A 20,970-nucleotide genomic window follows, 5' to 3' on the forward strand; every position below is an offset into this window, starting at 1 on the left:
AATTTATATCATTTTGCTTTGACTAATAGCTCAAACCAAAAGCGGATGTGGGATGCATCATTTTTGCTTTTGTTCTTCTCATAAAAATTCATTTTATAGAATTCATGTTCTCCTGCTGGTATTCTATGAAATTCATTATCAAATCCTAAAGAATCCAAAGCATTTGCACCCATGCTGCTCAATTTAATTTTGAACTTTTCTTCTGAATCGCAACCATCAGAACAAAAATAATCAACATTAAAGGCTAACTCCTTGTCATATACCTTACCTCCTATTAAAACAGAAAGCTCCCTTACATCTCTCTTTGTAACATCTCTAGCGATTATAATTTCATTGAACTTTCCATCTTCCTTCCACTCAATGTCATCTTTCCTTAATTGAAAAGGCCTAGATTCATTTACCTTAAAAAACATATACGCATAATCAATTTCAACATTAAATCTTCCTTTTGAAGGATTTGGTGGAATAATCTTGGTTTCTTTTATTTGATTTCCTACTTGTGATTTTTGTAAATAAACCTTACCATGAACATCTTCACTATCATCGCCTCCAACTCCTTCATCAATTTTTACACCTTGTATCTTATATAATCTTAGTTTAACATCGTATTTTGAGTTTTCCACCCTTTCTTCACATTCTACATTAGCTATTTTGCCAATGTAGGTAATTGAAGCAATGGCATCATCTTTCAGGTATTTAACATCAAATCGGATTGGCTTGCCGGTATTTCCATTACCAAATGGGTCAAATCGCATAAACCAGTTTAAGATATCATCTTGGGTCTTTAGTGTCTGATATTTTTCTCCATTTAGTCCAATTCCAAAAGCTTTTACTGTTATTTCCTCTTTCTCTATTTTACTGAGAAACTCTGAGTCAATTCCAACACTTACACCTCCACCATCTATATCAAGTATTTCTGATCCTACCTCAATATCTAATCCAACATCAATATCTCGTTTCAATTCTTCTAAAACCTTTGTTGATTCAAACATGATGTATCTTACAGTACCGTACGTTATTGATTTAACATATGCTAATGAACTCGGCAAATCTGGAGAATAAGTGGTGGTGATGAAATTTTTATAACTGCCTTCAGGCGCAGCATTAACCTGATAAAATTCAGTAACTATTCGAGCTAAAATTCGAGTTTTCTTTTTGTTTGATATGATTTTGTTATTTATATCAACGTTAGCATCGATTCCTACCGGTATACCAGATAAAAATGTCATCGCATCTGGTGATATTCCAATACTTATTGAAACCCCAAGCTCAGTTTCAATTTGTTGTAATGAATGAATTTCTTTGTATTCTATATATGAATTTACTGTTGGTTTTGTATTGCCGATTTGCACAAAAAAATTGTCATGGGCAACTTTCCAATCCATTTTCTGAATTGTTGCAGGGAAATGGTCATTGTCAGCTTTTACAATCGGAACGGTGAACGCTTTACCATTTAACTTATCAAATCCAACATATTCTAATTGATATGGTTTGCGAGTATATTTAGCCGGCAATGGAAAATCACTTGGTGCTTTTGATTTAAGTAAATCTGCTGCATCGATTATTTGACCCGGATAAATAGACTCAAACAGAACCTTATCTAAAGGATTAAATGCCCAAACAGGCATGCTTTCAAAACTATATGTCCTTTCAGTGCAGTTAAAATTATTTATATTTTTAGGAGTTTCACTTATTAAGCGGGGCTGCTTAGGGATCATTACTGGATCACCAGTATTTAAAATAACTTCAGTTTGTGCAATTGGAGTTTTAGATTTAATGCTTTCCGTAGGTTTGATAGGCTTTCCGGTTTTCAAATGATTAAATTGTTGGAATGCTCTTGTCATGTTTTTCCCCTGTATTTTTGGCTTCACTTGTCCAATTACTTGGACTGAGAGCGCGCCAATTAATAGCGCTAAAATGAAGAACACTTTATTCATAAATTATATATCTTTAGTATTATCATTTATACGATTGAACATTGTTACCACCTAACTACAAAAGCCAACCTTCTTCAAGTAAGGACATTAAATAAACACCAGTTTGCGAAGTATCAGCAATTAGTAGTTAATAACAAGTCAAACTTAAGCTGAAGGAAATCTTCGGACAATACTCCAAAAGGGGGATGCTTGCTAAAAAATTCCTACTTCCAATAGCGAAATTCGCCCCTCAAACCAACTTCTGCTGAATAGCCAGCGCAACGGCCTCGGTCATACTGGCTACATGCAGCTTTTCATAAATGCGCCGCATATGTGTCCGAACCGTTTCAAAAGTGATACCTAAGGCATCTGCAATCATCTTATAACTCATTCCCTTTACCAGGCAACCAAGCACATCTTTTTCGCGGAGTGTTAATTTATAGTCCACTGCGGGTGTAGCTTCTTCCACCCGGCCGAATTGCTGAAGGAGTGACATTACTTTCCGCGCTACTGTTGGACTCATGGGTGAGCCGCCGTGATAAACATCAATAATAGCGTCAATGATTTGAGAAGGTAACGTACTCTTTAAAATATAACCACTGGCGCCGGCACATACGGCTCTGAAAATTTTATCATCGTCGGCAAATGCAGTTTGCATTAAAATTTTAATGTCGGGAAAATACAATTGCAATTGCTTCACCGCTTCAATGCCATCAATTCCGGGCATTTCAATATCCATTAAGATAACGTGTGGATTTGATTTTTCAATCTTCTCCTTCAATTCGGAACAATCGGAAAAAACACCGGTCAATTCGAAAGTATAAATTCCTTCCAGCATGGCTGTAAAAGAAGTACGTATCTTCTTGTTATCATCAAAAAGTGCAATCCTTATTTTCTCCTTCATATATTCAGTTCAAATGAAATCATAAAAACAATAAGTGCTTATCCCCAAAAATGGTGATGCCGATACCTGGCATCCCTCTTCTTTTTTCTCTGCTCGCTCGCAACAGCGTGTTGCTTTTCGCCGGATAAGTCACCAAATACCTCCCCTGAAAGAAATTCAATACATGTTCCCGAGCCGGGATTTGATGAAATGACCACCCATCCATTCATCTCATTAGCCCTATCCTTCATCGATTGCAGGCCATTCCCGTCAAAAACCCTGGTGGTATCAAATCCTCTTCCATTGTCTTTAATCAACAGCCGCAATTTATTGTTGATAATATCTAAACGAATTTCTACCTCGCCGGCATTGCTATGTTTCGAAATATTATTGATACATTCTTTAAACAATAACAATATGTTCTTTCTGAAATCAATGGATAACGTCAAGCTGTTAAACTCCTTCTCAGAAATAAAATTAAATACTATTCCCTGAGCAGAAAAAACGGAAGCTGCATGTGCATGCATACGGTCCTGCAGATTATTCAGTTTATCATTTTTCGTATTGATCGCCCAAATGATCTCTTTCATATTTTCCATGGTCTCTCTGCTATTTTGACCGACCTGACCGATCATATCATGGACCTTTTTGTACTCACCATCAGTAAGAGAGTTTTGCATGGCCTCACTGTACATACTTATGCTGCTCAACGTAGAGCCCACTTCATCATGAAGATCACGGGCGATGTCGTCACGAATCGTATTCAATTTCAATTGCAGGTTCTGATTCTCCGTCATCCTGAAAATTAACTCCTGCTGTGAGATAATTTTTTCACGTGCATCCAACCTTGACTTAAAAGCAAGACCCGTTGTAAAACACAATAACTCCAAGACCACAGTAAGTTGAAAAATGCTGATGGGGTGTAAACTGATACCGGCAATATGTATCCCACCGGAATTATAGGCCAGAATACTCAAAAAGGATCCCAGCGTAATTAATAAACTACCTACAATAGCAAAATTATACAAGACTTCTCTTCGTCTTAAAAAACGGTAAATGATGGCCAATGTTGCCAGCGTCATTAATCCTGAAAACACCACATAAATATTCTCGCGGACAACATAATTCTCACTCCCTATACTGAAGAAGAATGAAAATAACGAGAAGCATAATATGATATATTCAACAATTATTACCTGCTTATTCAATCGGGGGTCTCTCTCCGGTAAATTAATAAACGATCTGGCAAATCTATAATAGATGAATGCAGAAAACCAGGATACCGCATGATCCAGATAAATGAAAGATGGAGGAAACCGCTGATAAAACACTTCTGCTCTCATTAAAAACTCCCCTTTGCTCAAGAAGTAAAAACCAAGGAAGATGATGTAGGTGATATAATATAAATACTCGATACGTCGAATAAAAAAAGACTGTGTGATGATAAATAGAAGCTGGAACAACAGTACAATAAAAAAAGCAAACTGAAACACTTTGTCATACTCGCCGCCTGTATCATATAGAAGTGTTGCCTCAAGTCCCTTTTCGGGAGAAAAAACCTGAAATAGAAGAGGATTAAATCGAAGCAAATTGAACTTAGCCCGAAGCAAATACGTGTTCTCACCGGGTTGGACAACCAGTGGGATTATTTCTTCATATTCCGGACGGATTTTCTTTTCGGAATTCCCCTGTAAGATTCCTCCCTCATAAGCCGGCACCCAAACAGCAGTATCGCTATACCATAGATCGCTTCTCGTAAAGGCAGGTATGACCAGCAATAACTTTGTGGTACCTGTGTCTCTATTGTTTATAACAATTTTAAACCACGTTACCTTCTTGTCAGAGGGCTTCAAAGAAGATTTCTTGTTAATAAAGGGCTTCCATTCGCTATTTGCTACTGTTGTGATTTCAGAGACTGCAATTACATTTTCACCGGTGAAATAAAATACTTTCACTTCAGCACCGGGTGGATTATCTAAAATGAGTGAGTCTTCAGTATGAGCCAATGCACTCATCTGTACAAAACACACAAGAAAAAAAAGTAATAAAATCTTCATAAAGTCAACAGTCTGTGATTAAGCTAATCTTAACTTATCAACGATGTCATGACGTTAAAAATATGAACTTAAAAGATCATTTCCAAATGCTACTATAAGAGGTAATACCGGATATGAAATAAAGAAATAAATATACGATAAGCAAAAACTAATTCTCAATACACCCAAATTGATACCCACCTTCACTGTAGAATCGCAGCACTTTCGGCAACACTTCCAGCAGCCTTGGCGCAGCTTTCACGCTGTCGTGGAAAACGATAATAGAACCATTTTTCGCATTGTCCAATACATTTTTCTCCACCTGGGCTGCTGATACCTTTTCGTCAAAATCACCGGTAATCACATCCCACATGATGATGCGGTATTTCTTTCGCAACGCAAAGAGGGTGCGTGGTGTCAGTTTACCGTATGGAGGGCGAAAGAGGTCAGAGGAAATTACACGACCTGCCTCCTCCACATCTCTGATGAAATGATTTGCTGAAATCTTCCAGCTATTGGGATGGGTATTGGAATGGTTCCCTACCCTATGCCCTTCTGTCAGGATGCGTTTGTAGAGATCGGGGTGTTTCCGGACATTTTCACCGATGCAAAAAAATGTGGCTTTGGCATTGTACTCCTTCAGCAAATCCAGTACCTTATTAGTTATTTCGGGCTGCGGACCATCGTCAAAAGTGAGATAAAGCACTTTTTCCTTCCGTGACATTTGCCAGGTGACACCGGGATAGGCGAGGCGGAGGAAGAAGGGCGGGGAAACCATGTTTTAATTCAGAATGCAGAATTCAGAATTCAGAATTAATTGTTAAGTATGTAGTTTTAAGGATTCAAAACATGGGAGGGGTTCAAAATTTTGAATTCCTCCACCCTTGTTTTGAATTTGCCGATCCTCCATTGCGATGAAATTTTGAGCCCTCCTGGCAGGTACTGAATATTACACCGATTCAATTCTCTACCCAGGGGGGGAGGGGGGAATTCTGAATTCTGAATTCTGCATTCTGAATTCAGAACCTGCCTGCCGGCAGGCAGGTTATTTCGTGTACCGCTCTTCCAGCTTCTTAAACCTTGGCTCCAGTTGCTTGACAATATCTTCCTGATTGTTGGCTTTGGCAATACGAATCAGTTCACCAAAGATGGCCATGGCCTGATTCATTTCACGGTCCACATACTTCAGATATTCTGTTCCTTTGAGGGAGAAATAATAGTTCAGCTCGTTTTCGTAAATGTCGGCCATACGCACCGTTATAGAGCGCGCCATATCCATAGCATGCTTCTTACGGGCTTCGGGCAGTTCAATGGTGTTGCTGGTCATCATTCCGGAAGGATCAATAACCGGCGCCTGAAGACCTTTTGCGGCGTTGTAATAAATTTCCAGCGGGCGAAGCATCATCACATTATACGGAACCGTCTTATCCGGAATCTCCTGGTTCATCTTGTCAAGAACCGCCAGCGTTGAATCGAGCTTTCCTTCGGCATATAAACCTTCTGCAAGACGAGAGAAATTATTCCTGAAATTCATGGTCATGTTCAGATTGTTCTGATCCAGATACACCTCTTCACGACTCATATTTCCCCACAGGAATTTATTCATCATGTTATCGTACATCTGCTTCACTCCCACTCTTCCGGTTTGTCCGGAAGCGTCAGGATTCGTACGGATTGGCACAAAGCGATACGCTAATCCTTCGAGCTGGAAATAAGGTTCCAGATTCAGGTAGCTATCTCCACCCACTGTTACGGCGAAGTAGATGGGTCGTGTCCAGTCGTTGTTGGCGATCAGATCCAGAATCATCAGATCCGCCTTCATCAGATAGCTGCGATCTACATCCCAGAAGATGGTATCCACGATCTTATCTGCATCTTCCGGCTTCACCACACCATTCTTCAACACCGCTTCCTTGTCTACTTTAATGAAGAACTTTTTCGTTGGAAAATAATTTAATTCCGAACCGCCCTGAGTCCTGACTTTTGCATCAGGGTTTTCACTGGAAATGAAGTTCATCACATCTTTCACATTGGTATAACCCGGCACCGACCTGTCGTAGAAAGGAACGTAATCACGAGTGCCCTGCACATACTTATCATGAGTCAGACTAAAAGGAACCGCATCACTCTGATACGCCTTGCGTTTCATCTGGTCAATGTACCAGTCGGTATTCAAAAGACTTAAATTGACGACACGCACATCTGTCCGCACGTTCTCCACATCCTGTGCATACCATAGCGGGAAGGTATCATTATCTCCATTGGTAAAAATGATGGCATTAGGGGCGGTGCTCTGCAGGTAATTCCAGGCGATATCACGAGAGGTCAATCGATGTGAGCGATCATGGTCATCCCACCCTTCTTTCGCCATAATACCCGGAACAGCTACCAGACATGCCACAGATGTTAAAGCCCCTGCTACGGCGTAGGGAACTTTTTTCTGCTTCAGTTTTTCAGCTATGGCAGCCACACCCAGACCAATCCAAATGGCAAACGTATAGAAAGAGGCAGCATAAGCATAATCCCTTTCGCGGGGCTGATAGGGATATTGGTTCAGGTATAAAACAATAGCAAGTCCGGTGAAGAAGAAGAGCAACATCACGGTCCAGGCATCGTGCTTATCGCGTCGATAATGCCAGATCATCCCGACAATACCTAAAATCAATGGAAGGAAATAAAAAGTATTTCTTGCTTTATTGTCCTTCATTCCATTGGCCAGCTGATCCTGCGGACCGAGTCTCATTTCATCTATCCCCTTAATTCCGCTGATCCAGTTTCCTTTTAAAATACCACCGTGACCCTGAATATCATTCTGACGTCCGGCAAAATTCCACATGAAATATCTCCAGTACATATGGATCACCTGATAATTCCAGAAGAACTTTAAGTTTTGCGCAAAAGTGGGTTTTTGATCCCCTTTGATGCCGGCCCATTCTTTATAGGCACCGATATGACTTTCCTGAGCACTGTACATTCTCGGAAAAATCGTGCTGTACGCAGGGTCATAGATCGGGCTTACTTTACGTGTGGTCTCGATGTACTTATCTTCTCCCTTGGTATACTGCATCGCACCTTCTTCCAGATCGGTTTGACGGGCATTGTAGTACTGACCATAAAACAGGGGACGATCACCGTACTGTTCACGGTTGATATATCCCAACAGGTTGAAAGCATGCTCCGGATCATTTTCATCCATGGGTGGATTGGCATTAGAGCGAATCACGATCATGGCATACGATGAATAGCCGAGCAGAATAAATACCATGCAGAGTAAGGAGAGATTCCACAAAGGCATATTTCGCTTGTGGGTATAGTTCAATCCGTAAACGATACCACCGATTATCAGCAGGAAGAAGAAAATAAATCCGGACCAGAAAGGCAATCCGAAACCATTCACAAACATCAGTTCAAACTTAGAAGCCAGTTTCACGAAACCGGAAATAATTCCATACTGAACGATACCCAGAATAGCAACACCGGCGACAGCAGTTTTTATCACACCCATCGTACTCGGCTTGTTCTTGCGGAAATAATAAATGAAAGCCAAGGCAGGAATGGTCAACAAGTTCAATAAGTGAATTCCGATGGAGAGACCCATCAGGTAAGCAATCAGAATAATCCATCTGTTGCCATGCTTTTCCTCTGCTACTGCTTCCCATTTAAACATCGCCCAAAAAACGATAGCGGTAAAGAATGATGATGTCGCATAAACCTCTCCTTCTACTGCTGAAAACCAGAAAGAATCGCTGAAGGTATAGGCCAGTGCTCCCACAAAACCGGCACCCATGATGGCGATAATGCTCCCTGCATCCGACGCTTCAGAAGGAGCTACAATTTTCTTTGTAAGAATGGTGATGGTCCAGAATAGAAATAAAATCGTTCCGGCGCTCATCAGGGCACTCATAATATTAATCATCACCGACACCTTCGTGAGATCATCTCCGGCAAAAAGGCTCATGATTCGACCCATCATCATAAACAAGGGCGCTCCGGGAGGGTGACCTACCTGCAATTTAAAGGAGGAAGCGATAAACTCGCCGCAATCCCAGAAGCTTCCTGTTGGCTCTATGGTACTGATGTACACGAAGGCCGAAATGGCAAAAATAATCCAGCCACATAAATTATTGATAAACCGATAGTTCTGCATATTATGAATTAACAATCCGGCGAAGTTAGAAAATTAACAGATTAGCCCCATTTTCAGGTATTATTTAAACGAAATTTTAACAATAATGCACGTCTGACAGGTATAAAAGTGTTAACCGGAAAGGCGCTTATTGTTATTTTTAAAAGGAAGGGTCTACTTTCCTCCATCCTTAACCTCATTTTTGAAGGGACTTTCAACTTTAGATTACACTACTTGACGGTCATGGCGCAGTAAAAGACTTTATGTAAAATTAATCATTCATTAATAGTGTATTTCAGCCTTAACCCGTACCTTTGCAAGCTATGTTAAAATGGAATAAGTATGTCCTTTTGATTTTTGCCCTGCTCCTGACGGGTTTAAAGGTTTCAGGGCAGAGTAATCCGGCGCCTTTTAATTTAGGAGGAGGGAACTATTTATTCAATAGTTGGTCTAGTTCAAGTGCGGCAGGTACCTATCCGGCCAACATGTTTTTACATACCTGTAGTGCTGACTCTAATCCATCATTGGGGGATCCTACAACCGGAGATTATACAGGTGTATATAATTCCGGAACCGGCAATAGGTTTACCGGACTGGCGGCATCCGGATTAAGCATGTTTAATAAGACGAAGACTCCTTCATCAGTTGGAGCGGTGGTCATTGGATTAAATACAACGGGCCGGACCAATATTTTGGTAAGTTTTGAGTCGAGGACATGGGCAACCGGGAATGCTTATAACCTTCGATTGCAATACCGGATTTCTACGGTTTCTCCCTGGTTAGATGTCCCCGGTCCGATTGAATATGTTTATACGGGAGTTTTTCCCAACACTCAAACTATTTCTGTTAATCTATCTACCGCCACCGCCAATGCAGTGGATAACCGGGCAAACATGCAGTTGCGCTGGAAGTATTATTATGTAAGTGGTTTTTCTGCGAGCAGTAATACTATTGGACTTGACGAAATAAATATCTCCAGCATACCCAACTCGGGCAATAATATTGCAACCGGTGTCATTGTTGGTTCTCCATTTTGTGTTTCGCCTACAACGGGAAATACACTCACAGTTCCCTTTAATTATATTCCCGCTGCTAATTTTGTGCCCGGCACATGTACATTTACAGCAGAGTTGAGTAATTCAGCGGGACAATTTACCACACCCACTATAATTGGCACTGTTGCATCCAATGGAACCGGGGCTCAAAGTATTGCAGCCACTTTACCACCGGGGCTGGGAACAGGAACATCTTACCGCATTCGTGTAGTGAGTGATGTACCAATTGTTGTTGGAAATGATAACGGAACAGATATTACAATTCGTCTTTCGCCATTTGATGTTTCCATTCCTGCCGCCAATTGCCAGAACGGATCATCCATCATTTCCTGGTCTCTTCCACTCGGATGCTACAACGAAATTCTGGTAGTGGCTCAGCCGTTAGTCCCCATTGCCGGTTCTCCAACAGGTAACGGCAGTGCCTATACGCCCAACCCTGCCTATGGATTTGGGACTGCTTTTGGTACCGGGTTCGTCGTGTATAAAGGAGCAGGAAGCAATGTCACGGTGACCGGACTCACCAACAACACCCTTTACTACTTTAAGATTTGGGTCCGATATGGGAATGAATGGAGTAGCGGGGAAGAAGTATTCTGTACACCGGGCGGCGGTACTTTGCTGAAAAGGGGAGATTTCATGGTATTGGGGGTTAATGCCAACAATACTGCATGTGGTCAACCCACTGGTGCAGATGAAATTAGTTTTGTTTGTTTCCGTGATATTTCAACCGGAACAACAATTGACATAACAGACAATGGCTGGCAACGTGCTGTAGCCAACCGCTGGGGTAATACCGAAGGGACAGTCCGTATGACAAGATGGGGTGGAAACATTGCTGCCGGAACCGTAATTACTATTCGCTTTAATGGCATAGGCAGTGGAAGCAGTATTGCTCCGGATGGCGCATGGTCTTTTGTGAACCTAAACGGTGGAAATCAATTCAACCTTAATGACGGGGGTGATCAGTTTTTCTTCATGCAAGGTGGAAACTGGATTCCCGGGGCTGCTGCAGCACATGATGCACAATATACGGGGACTGTTCTTTTTGGCTTTAATACGAATACCGCCTGGATCAATTTTGGACTTTCTACGCAGCAGAGTGGACCTTATCCTAGTTTAGATTGCTATACCATTACACCTACAACCGGTTCCGATTGGATTAAGTTCACCGGCTCGTACCCCGCCTCCCTGAATCCAAAGACGCAACGGAACTGGGTAGACAGTATCAACGATATCACCAAATGGGTGCGACATACTAGCTGTACGAATTACAATGCTGCGAATCCACGCTATGTAACTACCGATGATACTTTAGTTATTATTGCCGGAGGATATACGCGTGGAAAATGGATAGGCTCCAAGAGTACCGACTGGTTCACCTGCGACAACTGGGAAGATTTTGTTATCCCGGACAGTACAACTAACGTTTGGGTACCTCCGACAGGAGTTACTTTCAACTGCCGTCTCAAATTAGATTCCACGCATTATTGCCGCGATATGACCATTGATGGCTACGAAGTGAATGGAGCTGATACCAATGTAAGGGTACTCCGCATTTTAGGAAACCTCACCATCAACGGCGGAGAACTTGACTTTAGTGATAACAATCCCAATACGAAGGATGGTGTAATCTATCTCAGAGGGAACTGGACCAATTTCAATGAAACCGCTTTCAGGGAAGGAAACAGCAAGGTGATACTGGAAGGATCATCACTCCAACCGGTGAACACTCCGGTGAGGGAAGTATTCTGGCAACTGGATGTGAACAATGCCGCAGGAATTAATGCAGGCACTACCATTCAAATACAAAACCAGTTGAATTTATTAAATGGTCTGGTCAACACCGGTTCCAACGAAGTATACGTCACACCCACTGCCACTACGTCCCTCATTGGTTATGGATTAACCCGTTATATCAATGGTAACTTGCGGCGACAAATTGCTATAAGTGGCAACTACGATTTCCCTATAGGATATACCGGTGAATATGAATTGGCAAATCTGAATATTGCAAGCCAGGTAGGTATTTCAAATATCATCAGCAGTTTCAAAGCACCTTCGCCGGGAGCATTACCAAATCCTGCTTTATGTTTTATCAATGGCAGCCCGATAAACGGAATGCTCAACGCAGGAAACTGGACCCTTACGCCGAATGCTATTCCTTCTGCGATGAATCTCAGTTTAACACTTAAGGAACGAGGGCATACGAATTCCGTGGCTCCTGCAACGAGATATGGAATCATCCGTCGTGACGATGAACTGAATGATTGGCTCGGAACGCCCGTAGGTGTACATAGCAATGCCACACAAACTGAAATCGGCGGCACTGCGACAGCAATAAGAACGGGAATAACTACCACCACCTTCTGGGGAGATTTTGCTATTGGCTTTGGTAATGCACCACTTCCGGTCGAATGGCTTTCCTTCATTGCTACACCTGAAGATAAAAATGTGGTCCTCCACTGGCGCACGGCTACGGAAACGAATAACGATTTCTTTCGCGTAGAACGGAGTAGTGATGGAATTCATTTCGAAACCATCGGGCAAGTGCAGGGCAACGGTACTACCAGTACGATCAGTGCTTATAAATTCACGGATTACATGCCCTATGAGGGCACCAGCTATTACCGTTTGCTTCAGGTAGATTATGACGGACAATCTGATTTTAGTCCGGTAGTACCGGTACGTATAGGCGATGGCGTTAGTGGACTTCAAATATATCCCAACCCGATAAGAGATCAGGCGTGGTTGCTGATTCCCTCTGATAAAGCCAACGATACCGTATTGAACATTTTTGATCCTGCCGGGAAGCTGGTATTTTCAAATACAATACAACTTCAAAAAGGCAGCAATGGTATCAACATTGATTTGAGTACACTTCCTTCAGGAATATACTTTTTAAAGCATGAGGCGGAAGTGATACGGTTGATGAAGTATTAAACAGCTCAGCATCCTTTAGCACTTGAATATAAAATTACGATCATTTTCATAGAAAACGTAATACTAATGTTACCTCTCTGGAATTCGCATTTGGGATAGTCTAACATTTCAACAATAATTATAGCCCTCATATCTAACGTATTAGCGGTTTACTCCTGCTTTTAATTGTATTAAATAATCTATTACGGGAAAAGGTAAAAATATACAGGCGACTGCCGATCAGTTATTTCCCCGGAATGTTGATTTTAATATAAATACTATTACTTTTACTTGATATTAAAAAGCTCAGGTTTTATTATTTATTCCTTTTAACAAACAGTAAAATACTATTCATTTAATAATACATTCCGGATTGAAACTACAAATTTTATGAAACACCTACTCTTAATTCCCACGCTTATAATTACAACATCATTGCTATTCTTCCATCCTGTAAATGGTGAAACCTTTCTCGATCAGGAAGCTCTTGCAGGCGTAGCCGGTACATCCTTCCTTCAAAAAAATGAACAAAATGGAACCATCGCGTTTATACGTTGTCATCCTGATTCATTTATAGATGAACAGAGACATCTGGAATGGTTAAAAAATGAGGTATTGCATGTAGCAGCCCAATTTGATTTTAAACTTATCCGTGAAGAAAAAGACGATAAGCAATTTAAGCACTATAAGTATCAGCAATATTACATGGGATATCCGGTACAAAATGGTATATACATCGTTCATACAAAAAATGGAAGAGTTGTCTCAGCCAATGGAGATTATTTTCCTGTGACAATGCTTCAACAAGGAAATAACATATCGCGTGATGAAGCATTCCATGCTGCTCTTCAAAAAATTGGTGGTATAGATTACGAACAACAGTTCAGTGGAGGACTGAGCACGATGAAGGCCGGTGGAAATCTGGTTATTTTACCTATTGAGAATAATTATCATTTGGCTTGGAAGTTTGATGTTTATACGATAAGCCCAACAGAGAAAAGAGTCTTTGCTTATATTGATGCAATGACCGGTAATTACTTATTTGAAGAAGACCGCTTTCAGTACATTGATCATCCTGTGAATGCACCTAGTGTATATAATGGTACGGTTCCAATAGTTTGTGATAGTGTTAATACCACACTCTTCATCCTTAGGGAAACAGGAAGAGGGGGAGGTATTGAAATCAGAAATATGAATAATGGCGGTAATTACGCAACCGCAACGGATATTACCAGTCAGAGTTCTGCATGGAACATTCTTCCTACTCAGCAGCATGGTATTGATGTTCTATTCGGACTTGAATCTTCTTATGATTATTTTTTGCAACAATTTGGCAGAAATTCCATTGATAATGCAGGATTAAAATTAAATGGATTTATAAATTATAGTAACTCCGGTGTTTCACTTTTCAATACAAATGGATTTGTTTTTGGTAAACAACAAGACAGCACTATTCTTCCGGCAACATCACTGGAAATAGTTGCCCATGAATATACGCATGGGATAAATCTATATACAGCTAATCTCGGAACAAACGGAGAACCGGGAGCGTTAAATGAATCCTTTTCCGATATATTCGGAGTAGTCATTGACCATATGATCAATCCAACTACTGCAAACTATTTGATAGGTGAAAAATGCACCTCGAATGGTAAAGCTTTCCGCAACATGGCCCAACCTTCGCAGTATTCAATGCCAAATACTTATTTAGGTACTTATTGGGGTACAACAACTACAACAGGAAGGGGAAGTGTACAAAATTATTGGTTTTATCTGCTTTCGGAAGGAGGATCAGGAATTAATGACCTGGGTAATTCTTATCACATTAAGAAAATAGGAATGACTGATGCAGCAGCAATAGTGTATCGGGCGCTTACCCTGTACCTTACTCCTACTGCTACCTACAATAATGCAAGGACCGCATCCATTCAGGCAGCTATTGACTTATTTGGTACATGTTCAAGCCAGGAAGAAGAAGTGACCAAAGCCTGGTATGCTGTTGGAATTGGAACCAACTATTCAGGGGGAGTATTTGCCGCCGCCTTATTCCCAAGTACGGTACTTTGCAGCAATGGCAGTATAAATCCTGTTAATTTGAGCATGAATGCCACTTCCTATGAATGGGACTTTGGAGACGGAAATGTGTCCACTTTAGCCAATCCATCGCATACCTATTCTACTACCGGCAACTATACGATAACGCTTATAGCAAATGGAAATGGAGTTTGTAGCAATACAGACACAGTAGTTTTTAATAATCTGATTGATGTAAATCCACAACCTAACCTTGTACCTGCCTCTTGTCAACCCGGTAATCTTTCTACGAATTCAGATATTGGAATTTATAATGTTACACTACGCAGCATAAACAATAACTCCTCCTCGGCTTACAGTGAAGGCTATCGTGATTTTACTTGTGAAACCAATACAGTCATCCATCCCGGGGATAATGTAAAACTTGATGTATTAACTTCCTCCAATTTAAATGAGAATGTTAAAGCGTGGATGGACTATAATAATGATGGTGTTTTTGCTACTTCTGAATTGGTTATGACCTCTAACAATATCCTGGGTCATCATACGAGTATTATTGCAACAGATACTCAACCTGTATTAAATACACCTCTTCGGTTAAGAATAATGGATGATCCAAATTATTCCGCAATCACCGGTCCTTGCATCACACTTTCCAGTGGACAAGCAGAGGATTATTCTGTCATATTTTCTCCCTCCACCTCTGCCCCATTGGTTGATTTTGATGCTTCAAAGACGACCATCATCCTTGGTGACAGTATACTATTCTCTGACCTCACTGTCAATTCCGGCACTTTAATTTGGTATTTTCCGGGTGGCACACCATCTACTTCCACAAACAGATTCCAAAAGGTAATATATAATAGTCCGGGTACTTATGCAGTGAAACTTGTTTGTACGAACGCTATAGGAACGGATAGCATCACCCGTATTGATTATATATCAGTATTGGATGCCTTTAATATGTGCGGCAATTTTGATGAGGTGTTTTTATCGACCGGAAATCTTTATGATCCGGGAGGAGTGAATGGGAATTCTTCAGGCAATTATAACTGTGATTTTTTAATTGATCCCGGTTGTGCTTCTTCCATCACCCTTAGTTTTTCTATGTTTTCGATTGGAAGTGGCAACTACCTATACATATTTAATAGAGGGCCAAATATTCCAACGGGTAGTACTTTATTATATACCGGCACGGGTAATTTTATGCCACCACCCATCACCGCAACCGGTGGTAAAATGTTGGTACGTTTTGCAAAATCCAATACCGGATCAGTTGCCGGGTTTGCCGCTAACTGGACATCCGCACTCATAAATACACAGGTACCTGTTGCAGCATTCATCCCGGATAATTTCAATCCACCTATAAATACACCGGTTCGTTTTATAGACTCCAGCCTTGGAGAGGACTTAAGTTATAACTGGGATTTTGGTGATGGAACCTCCTCCACCAACTTTCCCACCGTTCATGAATACAGTATTCCGGGAACTTATACCATCACTTTAATAGCTATGAATTGCCTTGGAGCTGATACTTTAAGTCAGACCATTACCGTACAAGAAGCACCAGCCATTTTAGTTCCAACTGACACTATTGATTTAACGATTACATGTGGTGACTCGATTACACTTCCGGTTAATGTTTATAACATCGGATTAGGTGATCTTTTAATTTCAGAGAATGGCTATACGGATATGGAGGACACAGTTCACGTTCTTGCCTATATAAATCACAGTGATACGACTACAATGGTTAATCCAATTGTAAACGCAGTTGCACAATATTTTAATAAATTCACAATAACGAAATATAATTCAAATGATACCAATCAACTAAAGATTGCATTAGTGGATAAACAGGTATTACTTTTTCCGGAAAGAGGTAATGATCCGGATACTATGTACAGTTATTATCCGGAAATCGTACTTGATTATCTTAGAAAGGGTGGAAATGTAGTAGTCTGCGGTGGCGCAAATACTACCAGTGACCCTCGACTTAATGATATGAGCTTATTAAGAGCCAAATATCTTGATTCCAGATTTTCCAGCAGTTTTAATACCAGTGATACCACCGACATTCTTACTGATCAGATTCCTTATATATTTCCCCAGGTAGTCAACCGTTGTTTTCCATTCACCATTTCAAATAGAAATAAGAAGATGCTAATTTCCAACAATGGAGATGATATTCTTACCTATCGCTATTATGGAAAGGGGAAGGCTGTCCATATGGGATTTAGTGTGAAAAGCAATTCACCGGACGAGGTAAAGCGAGTTATGTCTAATTGTATAAAAATGGGACAATATCGCTGGCCGGATTGGTTAAATGTACTCCCTGAAATAGATACCATTCATCCAGGAGATTCAACGATTGCCAACTTTGTTATCAAACCGATAAAGTTAAAGCCGGGTCTTCATTATGCATATATCAATTTTAACAGTAATGACCCCGTTGATTCCGTTCATACCATTGTTATAAAAATAAATGTTACGGGACTTCCGATACTTAGTTTTGCCGACACCTGCTTTGATTTTGGAATAGTGACCCTGGGAGATAGCAGTACACAATATGTTATACTTGAAAATTCCGGATGTGATACGCTTGTGATTGATTCAATCATTACAGGTAGCACTGTGATGACTACCAGTCCGAATAGTATAACGATGGAGTACAGCTCCAGTTACAGTTTACCTGTACAATTCAACCCACAGGCATTAGGTAACTTTACAGATACTATTTATTTTTATTCCAATATTGGACTAATAAAACACTGTGTTAGAGGTACAGGTGTTACGGCTCCTGCAATAGCATTGTCAACTACTTCTCTTGCTATCAGTCATAATGCATGCGGTGATTCGGCAAGTAGTGGATTCTGGTTATACAATACAGGAGGCAACTACCTGCATTATACATTGTCAGGAATTAATGACAGTATACCAAGAAAAATTTTATCGATGGTGTTTGGTGTTGATATGCAAAATGAATATCAAAACACAATAGCCAGCATACAACAATATTATAATAATATTATCGTAGACACTACCATTTTCACCACTTCATCTATTTCTGCAAAACTTGCGAATAAAGATATTGTTCTCTTTCCTAAACAAGAAACCGGAACAAATTATGTTAATGGTGTACGATCTACTATTCAGCAGTTTGTGAATGGAGGAGGAAATGCCATTTTCCTTGGTTCGGATTTTCACACCAATCTTGGACTTCTTCCACTCATCTATCAGATGAATATGTTTACCGGTAGTGATACGGCGGATATTATTTCCGGGACATGTTTGGTGAGTGATACAACTGATTTTTATACTGAAAATATAAATCAGACCTTCCCTGCAATCAGTACTACATATTTGCAAAAAATCACTAATACCGACAAGCTAACACTTGTTACCAGTTCCGGTAAAGAGGTGGTTTCAGTGCGTAAATATGGGAAAGGCAATGCGATCTATATTGGCTTTGATTATGACACATTCAATCCTGATATCCAAAAAATCATTGCCAGTACAGTAAAAAATATATACCGGGGCAAATTCCCGAAAGGCATTCAATTATTTCCCGATAGCGGCACTGTTGCCCCGGGAGATTCTGTTTACATAACAATAAACAGTACTTTAAATGGATTACCGGGTGGACAGTATTCTCTTCCCATTGTTATCAATGGCAATAGTTCCGTCGTTGAAAATGATACGGTATTCTCTCAATTTCAAATAGGGTATAATCCTTGCGCAGATTTTACGTTTTTTAATACCACTGCTTGTAATGGCACTATGTCTTTTACAGATTTAACTTATAATCCGGGTACTTCATGGAAATGGTTTTTTGGTGATGGAGATTCTTCCCTTCTTCAAAGTCCAATACATACGTATTCATCTGCCGGTGTTAAAACAGTAACTTTTATTACTACCAATGCATTTGGAACGGATACCATTATTAAAAACTGTTCGGTTACCCTTCTCCTTCCTGTACTAAATGTTAACGGTGCACCTGTTGTTGGAAATGCACTCATATTCACAACAAATCTGAGTCAGTCGATTTATACAAGATTTTGGGATTTTGGAGATGGCGCTACATCTTCCTTATCTACAGCAACACATGCATATGCAACTCCGGGAACCTATATTGTAACGCTTACCTTAACCAGTACAAGTTGTACTATGACAGTGATAGACACGGTATATATAACTCCTACTGCTTTGAGTGAATTTATCATGCAAGGCAGTTTTACCGTTCACCCTAATCCTTTCAGAAATCAATCCGAGATAGGTTTTGAACTTACCAAATCCGCTACCATTGATTTGGCAGTGATTGATGTGTCGGGAAGAGTGCTGGAGCAATATTGTAAGAATGAACTAAAACCTAAAGGAATATATAACTTTAAATTCAGTGGTTATCCTACAGGAATGTATTCTGTTCTGCTAAAGGTGAATGGCATTCAGCTGATGCAAAAATTGGTAAAAGAAGAATGATTTATACTTCAAAAAGCGGGAAATATTCTTCGAGGTAATGATAGCAAACTATATTTGCTTTTGTATAGAGTCTCCCGTAAATTTTGCATTAAACAAAACTTGCCGAAAAATGTGAAAAATTGATTTGTTACCACATTAGTTGTTTCATGAATCACCTTATTTAAGTGGATTTGTGTTATACTTTGGTTAAACAATTGCAATAAACATTGTGTTGTACTTTTAAAGTCAGGCCAAAACTATTTTGTTGCGGCTCCAATGATATTACATCTAATCAAATCAAACTAATGTTTTACTACCGGAATAACAAAGCGACTATTTTCCGCTTGAATCACGAGAAAATAATTCCCTGCGCAAATAGCCGGCATTAGAATATTTACCTCTCCTTCAATAAAATCCATTTTATTCGACCAACGTGAGACACCATTTATATCAAGGAGGGAAAGCAGAACGTTTTGCAATTTCATTCCCAGCGTGAAATAAAGAATATCAGATACTGGATTGGGATAAGCAAGAATTTCAACTCCCTGTAATATAGAACCAAAATCAGATGACACAGGGCCATTGAGGTTTGTAATTGTTAATAATCGGGAAGAGGACCCAATTAATAAACCATTTCTATATTCTTCAACAACTAAAAACATTGTGTAATGCGAAAGAATGTAAGGCATATAGGAAAAATCACCATTACTGGAATCAAAAACAATCGGTGTAAGTGAATTTACGAAATTTATCGGTGTAAATGGGGCAGGGTAATAGAGATCAATAAATCCATTGATTGAATCAAATTTTTGTGCCGGCATTAATCTAAAAGCTAAAGAGTCTCCATCAATATCCATTGCAGAATTATACATCGTTTTAGGAATCATCAGGCAATGAATATAATCCGGAGGAGAAGTAAAAACAGGGCTATGATTTGTAACATTGGAAAAATTATCAATTACTGTTTTACATGTTAGAAAAGGGCTCAAAGAACCTGACCCCCACCAGAGCGATTGAACACTGAATTGAATTTCCAAAAAGATAATCCATTTCAGACTTGCATAGGGTAAAATAATAGTGTCCTCGTAGACATGCACTTCATCCTGAAAAGTTAAAACATTACAACTTGGTAAAGTTGCGGGTGAAAAAGAAATTTTAGGAATATTATTATACCTGACTAGGGTATTTGTTGTGGTACCACTATCAAGCGCAGATATTTGTATGGAGGTGGGTGCCAAAGGACCTGGGTAGTCTATTAATAGCTCTACATGGACAACTAAATGATTGGGTATTCCTATTGTTCTACAAGAAATGGTTGCACCTTTTATTCCGGAAGCATTCGTACTTGCCGGACACAATGTCATCCAAATAAATATCCATGCTATAATCAGTCTCATCAGTTACCCTTTACTAACCAGACGAAAACTCCAATCAATTAGTTGCATCTATCTACAGCATAAATGAAAACACTGAAGAGCTCACCACCACTAATGAAAGTCGCTAATTCTATATCTAAAAAAACAATCGTCCTCTGATGGATTTA

8 protein-coding genes are annotated in these 20,970 nt (G+C 40.0%); 2 read left to right on the forward strand and 6 right to left on the reverse strand.

The annotated features are described in order from the left end of the window. Positions 1–8 precede the first annotated feature (8 nt). From IPJ86_04425 to IPJ86_04445, 5 genes are all read right to left on the reverse strand, one after another. Positions 9–1,937 (reverse strand): thiol-activated cytolysin family protein, encoded by a 1,929-nt coding sequence (locus tag IPJ86_04425; protein MBK7886559.1) that lies wholly within the window; start codon positions 1,935–1,937, stop codon positions 9–11. Between the two features lie 229 nt (positions 1,938–2,166). Further along, entirely contained in the window at positions 2,167–2,820 is a 654-nt protein-coding gene (locus IPJ86_04430; GenBank protein MBK7886560.1) for a response regulator transcription factor, read from the reverse strand. 38 nt (positions 2,821–2,858) lie between these two features. Next, entirely contained in the window at positions 2,859–4,856 is a 1,998-nt protein-coding gene (locus IPJ86_04435; protein MBK7886561.1) for a hypothetical protein, read from the reverse strand. A gap of 148 nt (positions 4,857–5,004) precedes the next feature. Beyond that, a complete protein-coding gene (locus IPJ86_04440) occupies positions 5,005–5,613 on the reverse strand; it encodes a polysaccharide deacetylase family protein (protein MBK7886562.1) in 609 nt (202 codons plus the stop codon). Positions 5,614–5,880: 267 nt separating this feature from the next. Further along, on the reverse strand, positions 5,881–8,982 hold the full coding sequence (locus IPJ86_04445) for a DUF2723 domain-containing protein (GenBank protein ID MBK7886563.1): 3,102 nt from the start codon (positions 8,980–8,982) through the stop codon (positions 5,881–5,883). A gap of 302 nt (positions 8,983–9,284) precedes the next feature. Here IPJ86_04445 and IPJ86_04450 point away from each other — a divergent pair, with 302 nt between their 5' ends. Together IPJ86_04450 and IPJ86_04455 are read left to right on the forward strand one after the other, a co-directional pair. Further along, a complete protein-coding gene (locus IPJ86_04450; protein ID MBK7886564.1) occupies positions 9,285–12,956 on the forward strand; it encodes a T9SS type A sorting domain-containing protein in 3,672 nt (1,223 codons plus the stop codon). A 369-nt stretch (positions 12,957–13,325) separates the two neighbouring features. Continuing rightward, positions 13,326–19,448, forward strand: coding sequence for a M4 family metallopeptidase (locus IPJ86_04455; protein MBK7886565.1), 6,123 nt, complete (start codon positions 13,326–13,328; stop codon positions 19,446–19,448). 281 nt (positions 19,449–19,729) lie between these two features. On the opposite strand, the gene IPJ86_04460 is transcribed toward IPJ86_04455, so the two are convergent. Continuing rightward, the gene (locus IPJ86_04460) at positions 19,730–20,824 is read right to left on the reverse strand and encodes a T9SS type A sorting domain-containing protein (GenBank protein ID MBK7886566.1); all 1,095 of its coding nucleotides are present in this window, start codon (positions 20,822–20,824) and stop codon (positions 19,730–19,732) included. Between the last annotated feature and the right edge of the window lie 146 nt (positions 20,825–20,970).

The organism is Bacteroidota bacterium (genome assembly GCA_016713925.1).
Lineage (GTDB): Bacteria > Bacteroidota > Bacteroidia > AKYH767-A > OLB10 > JAJTFW01.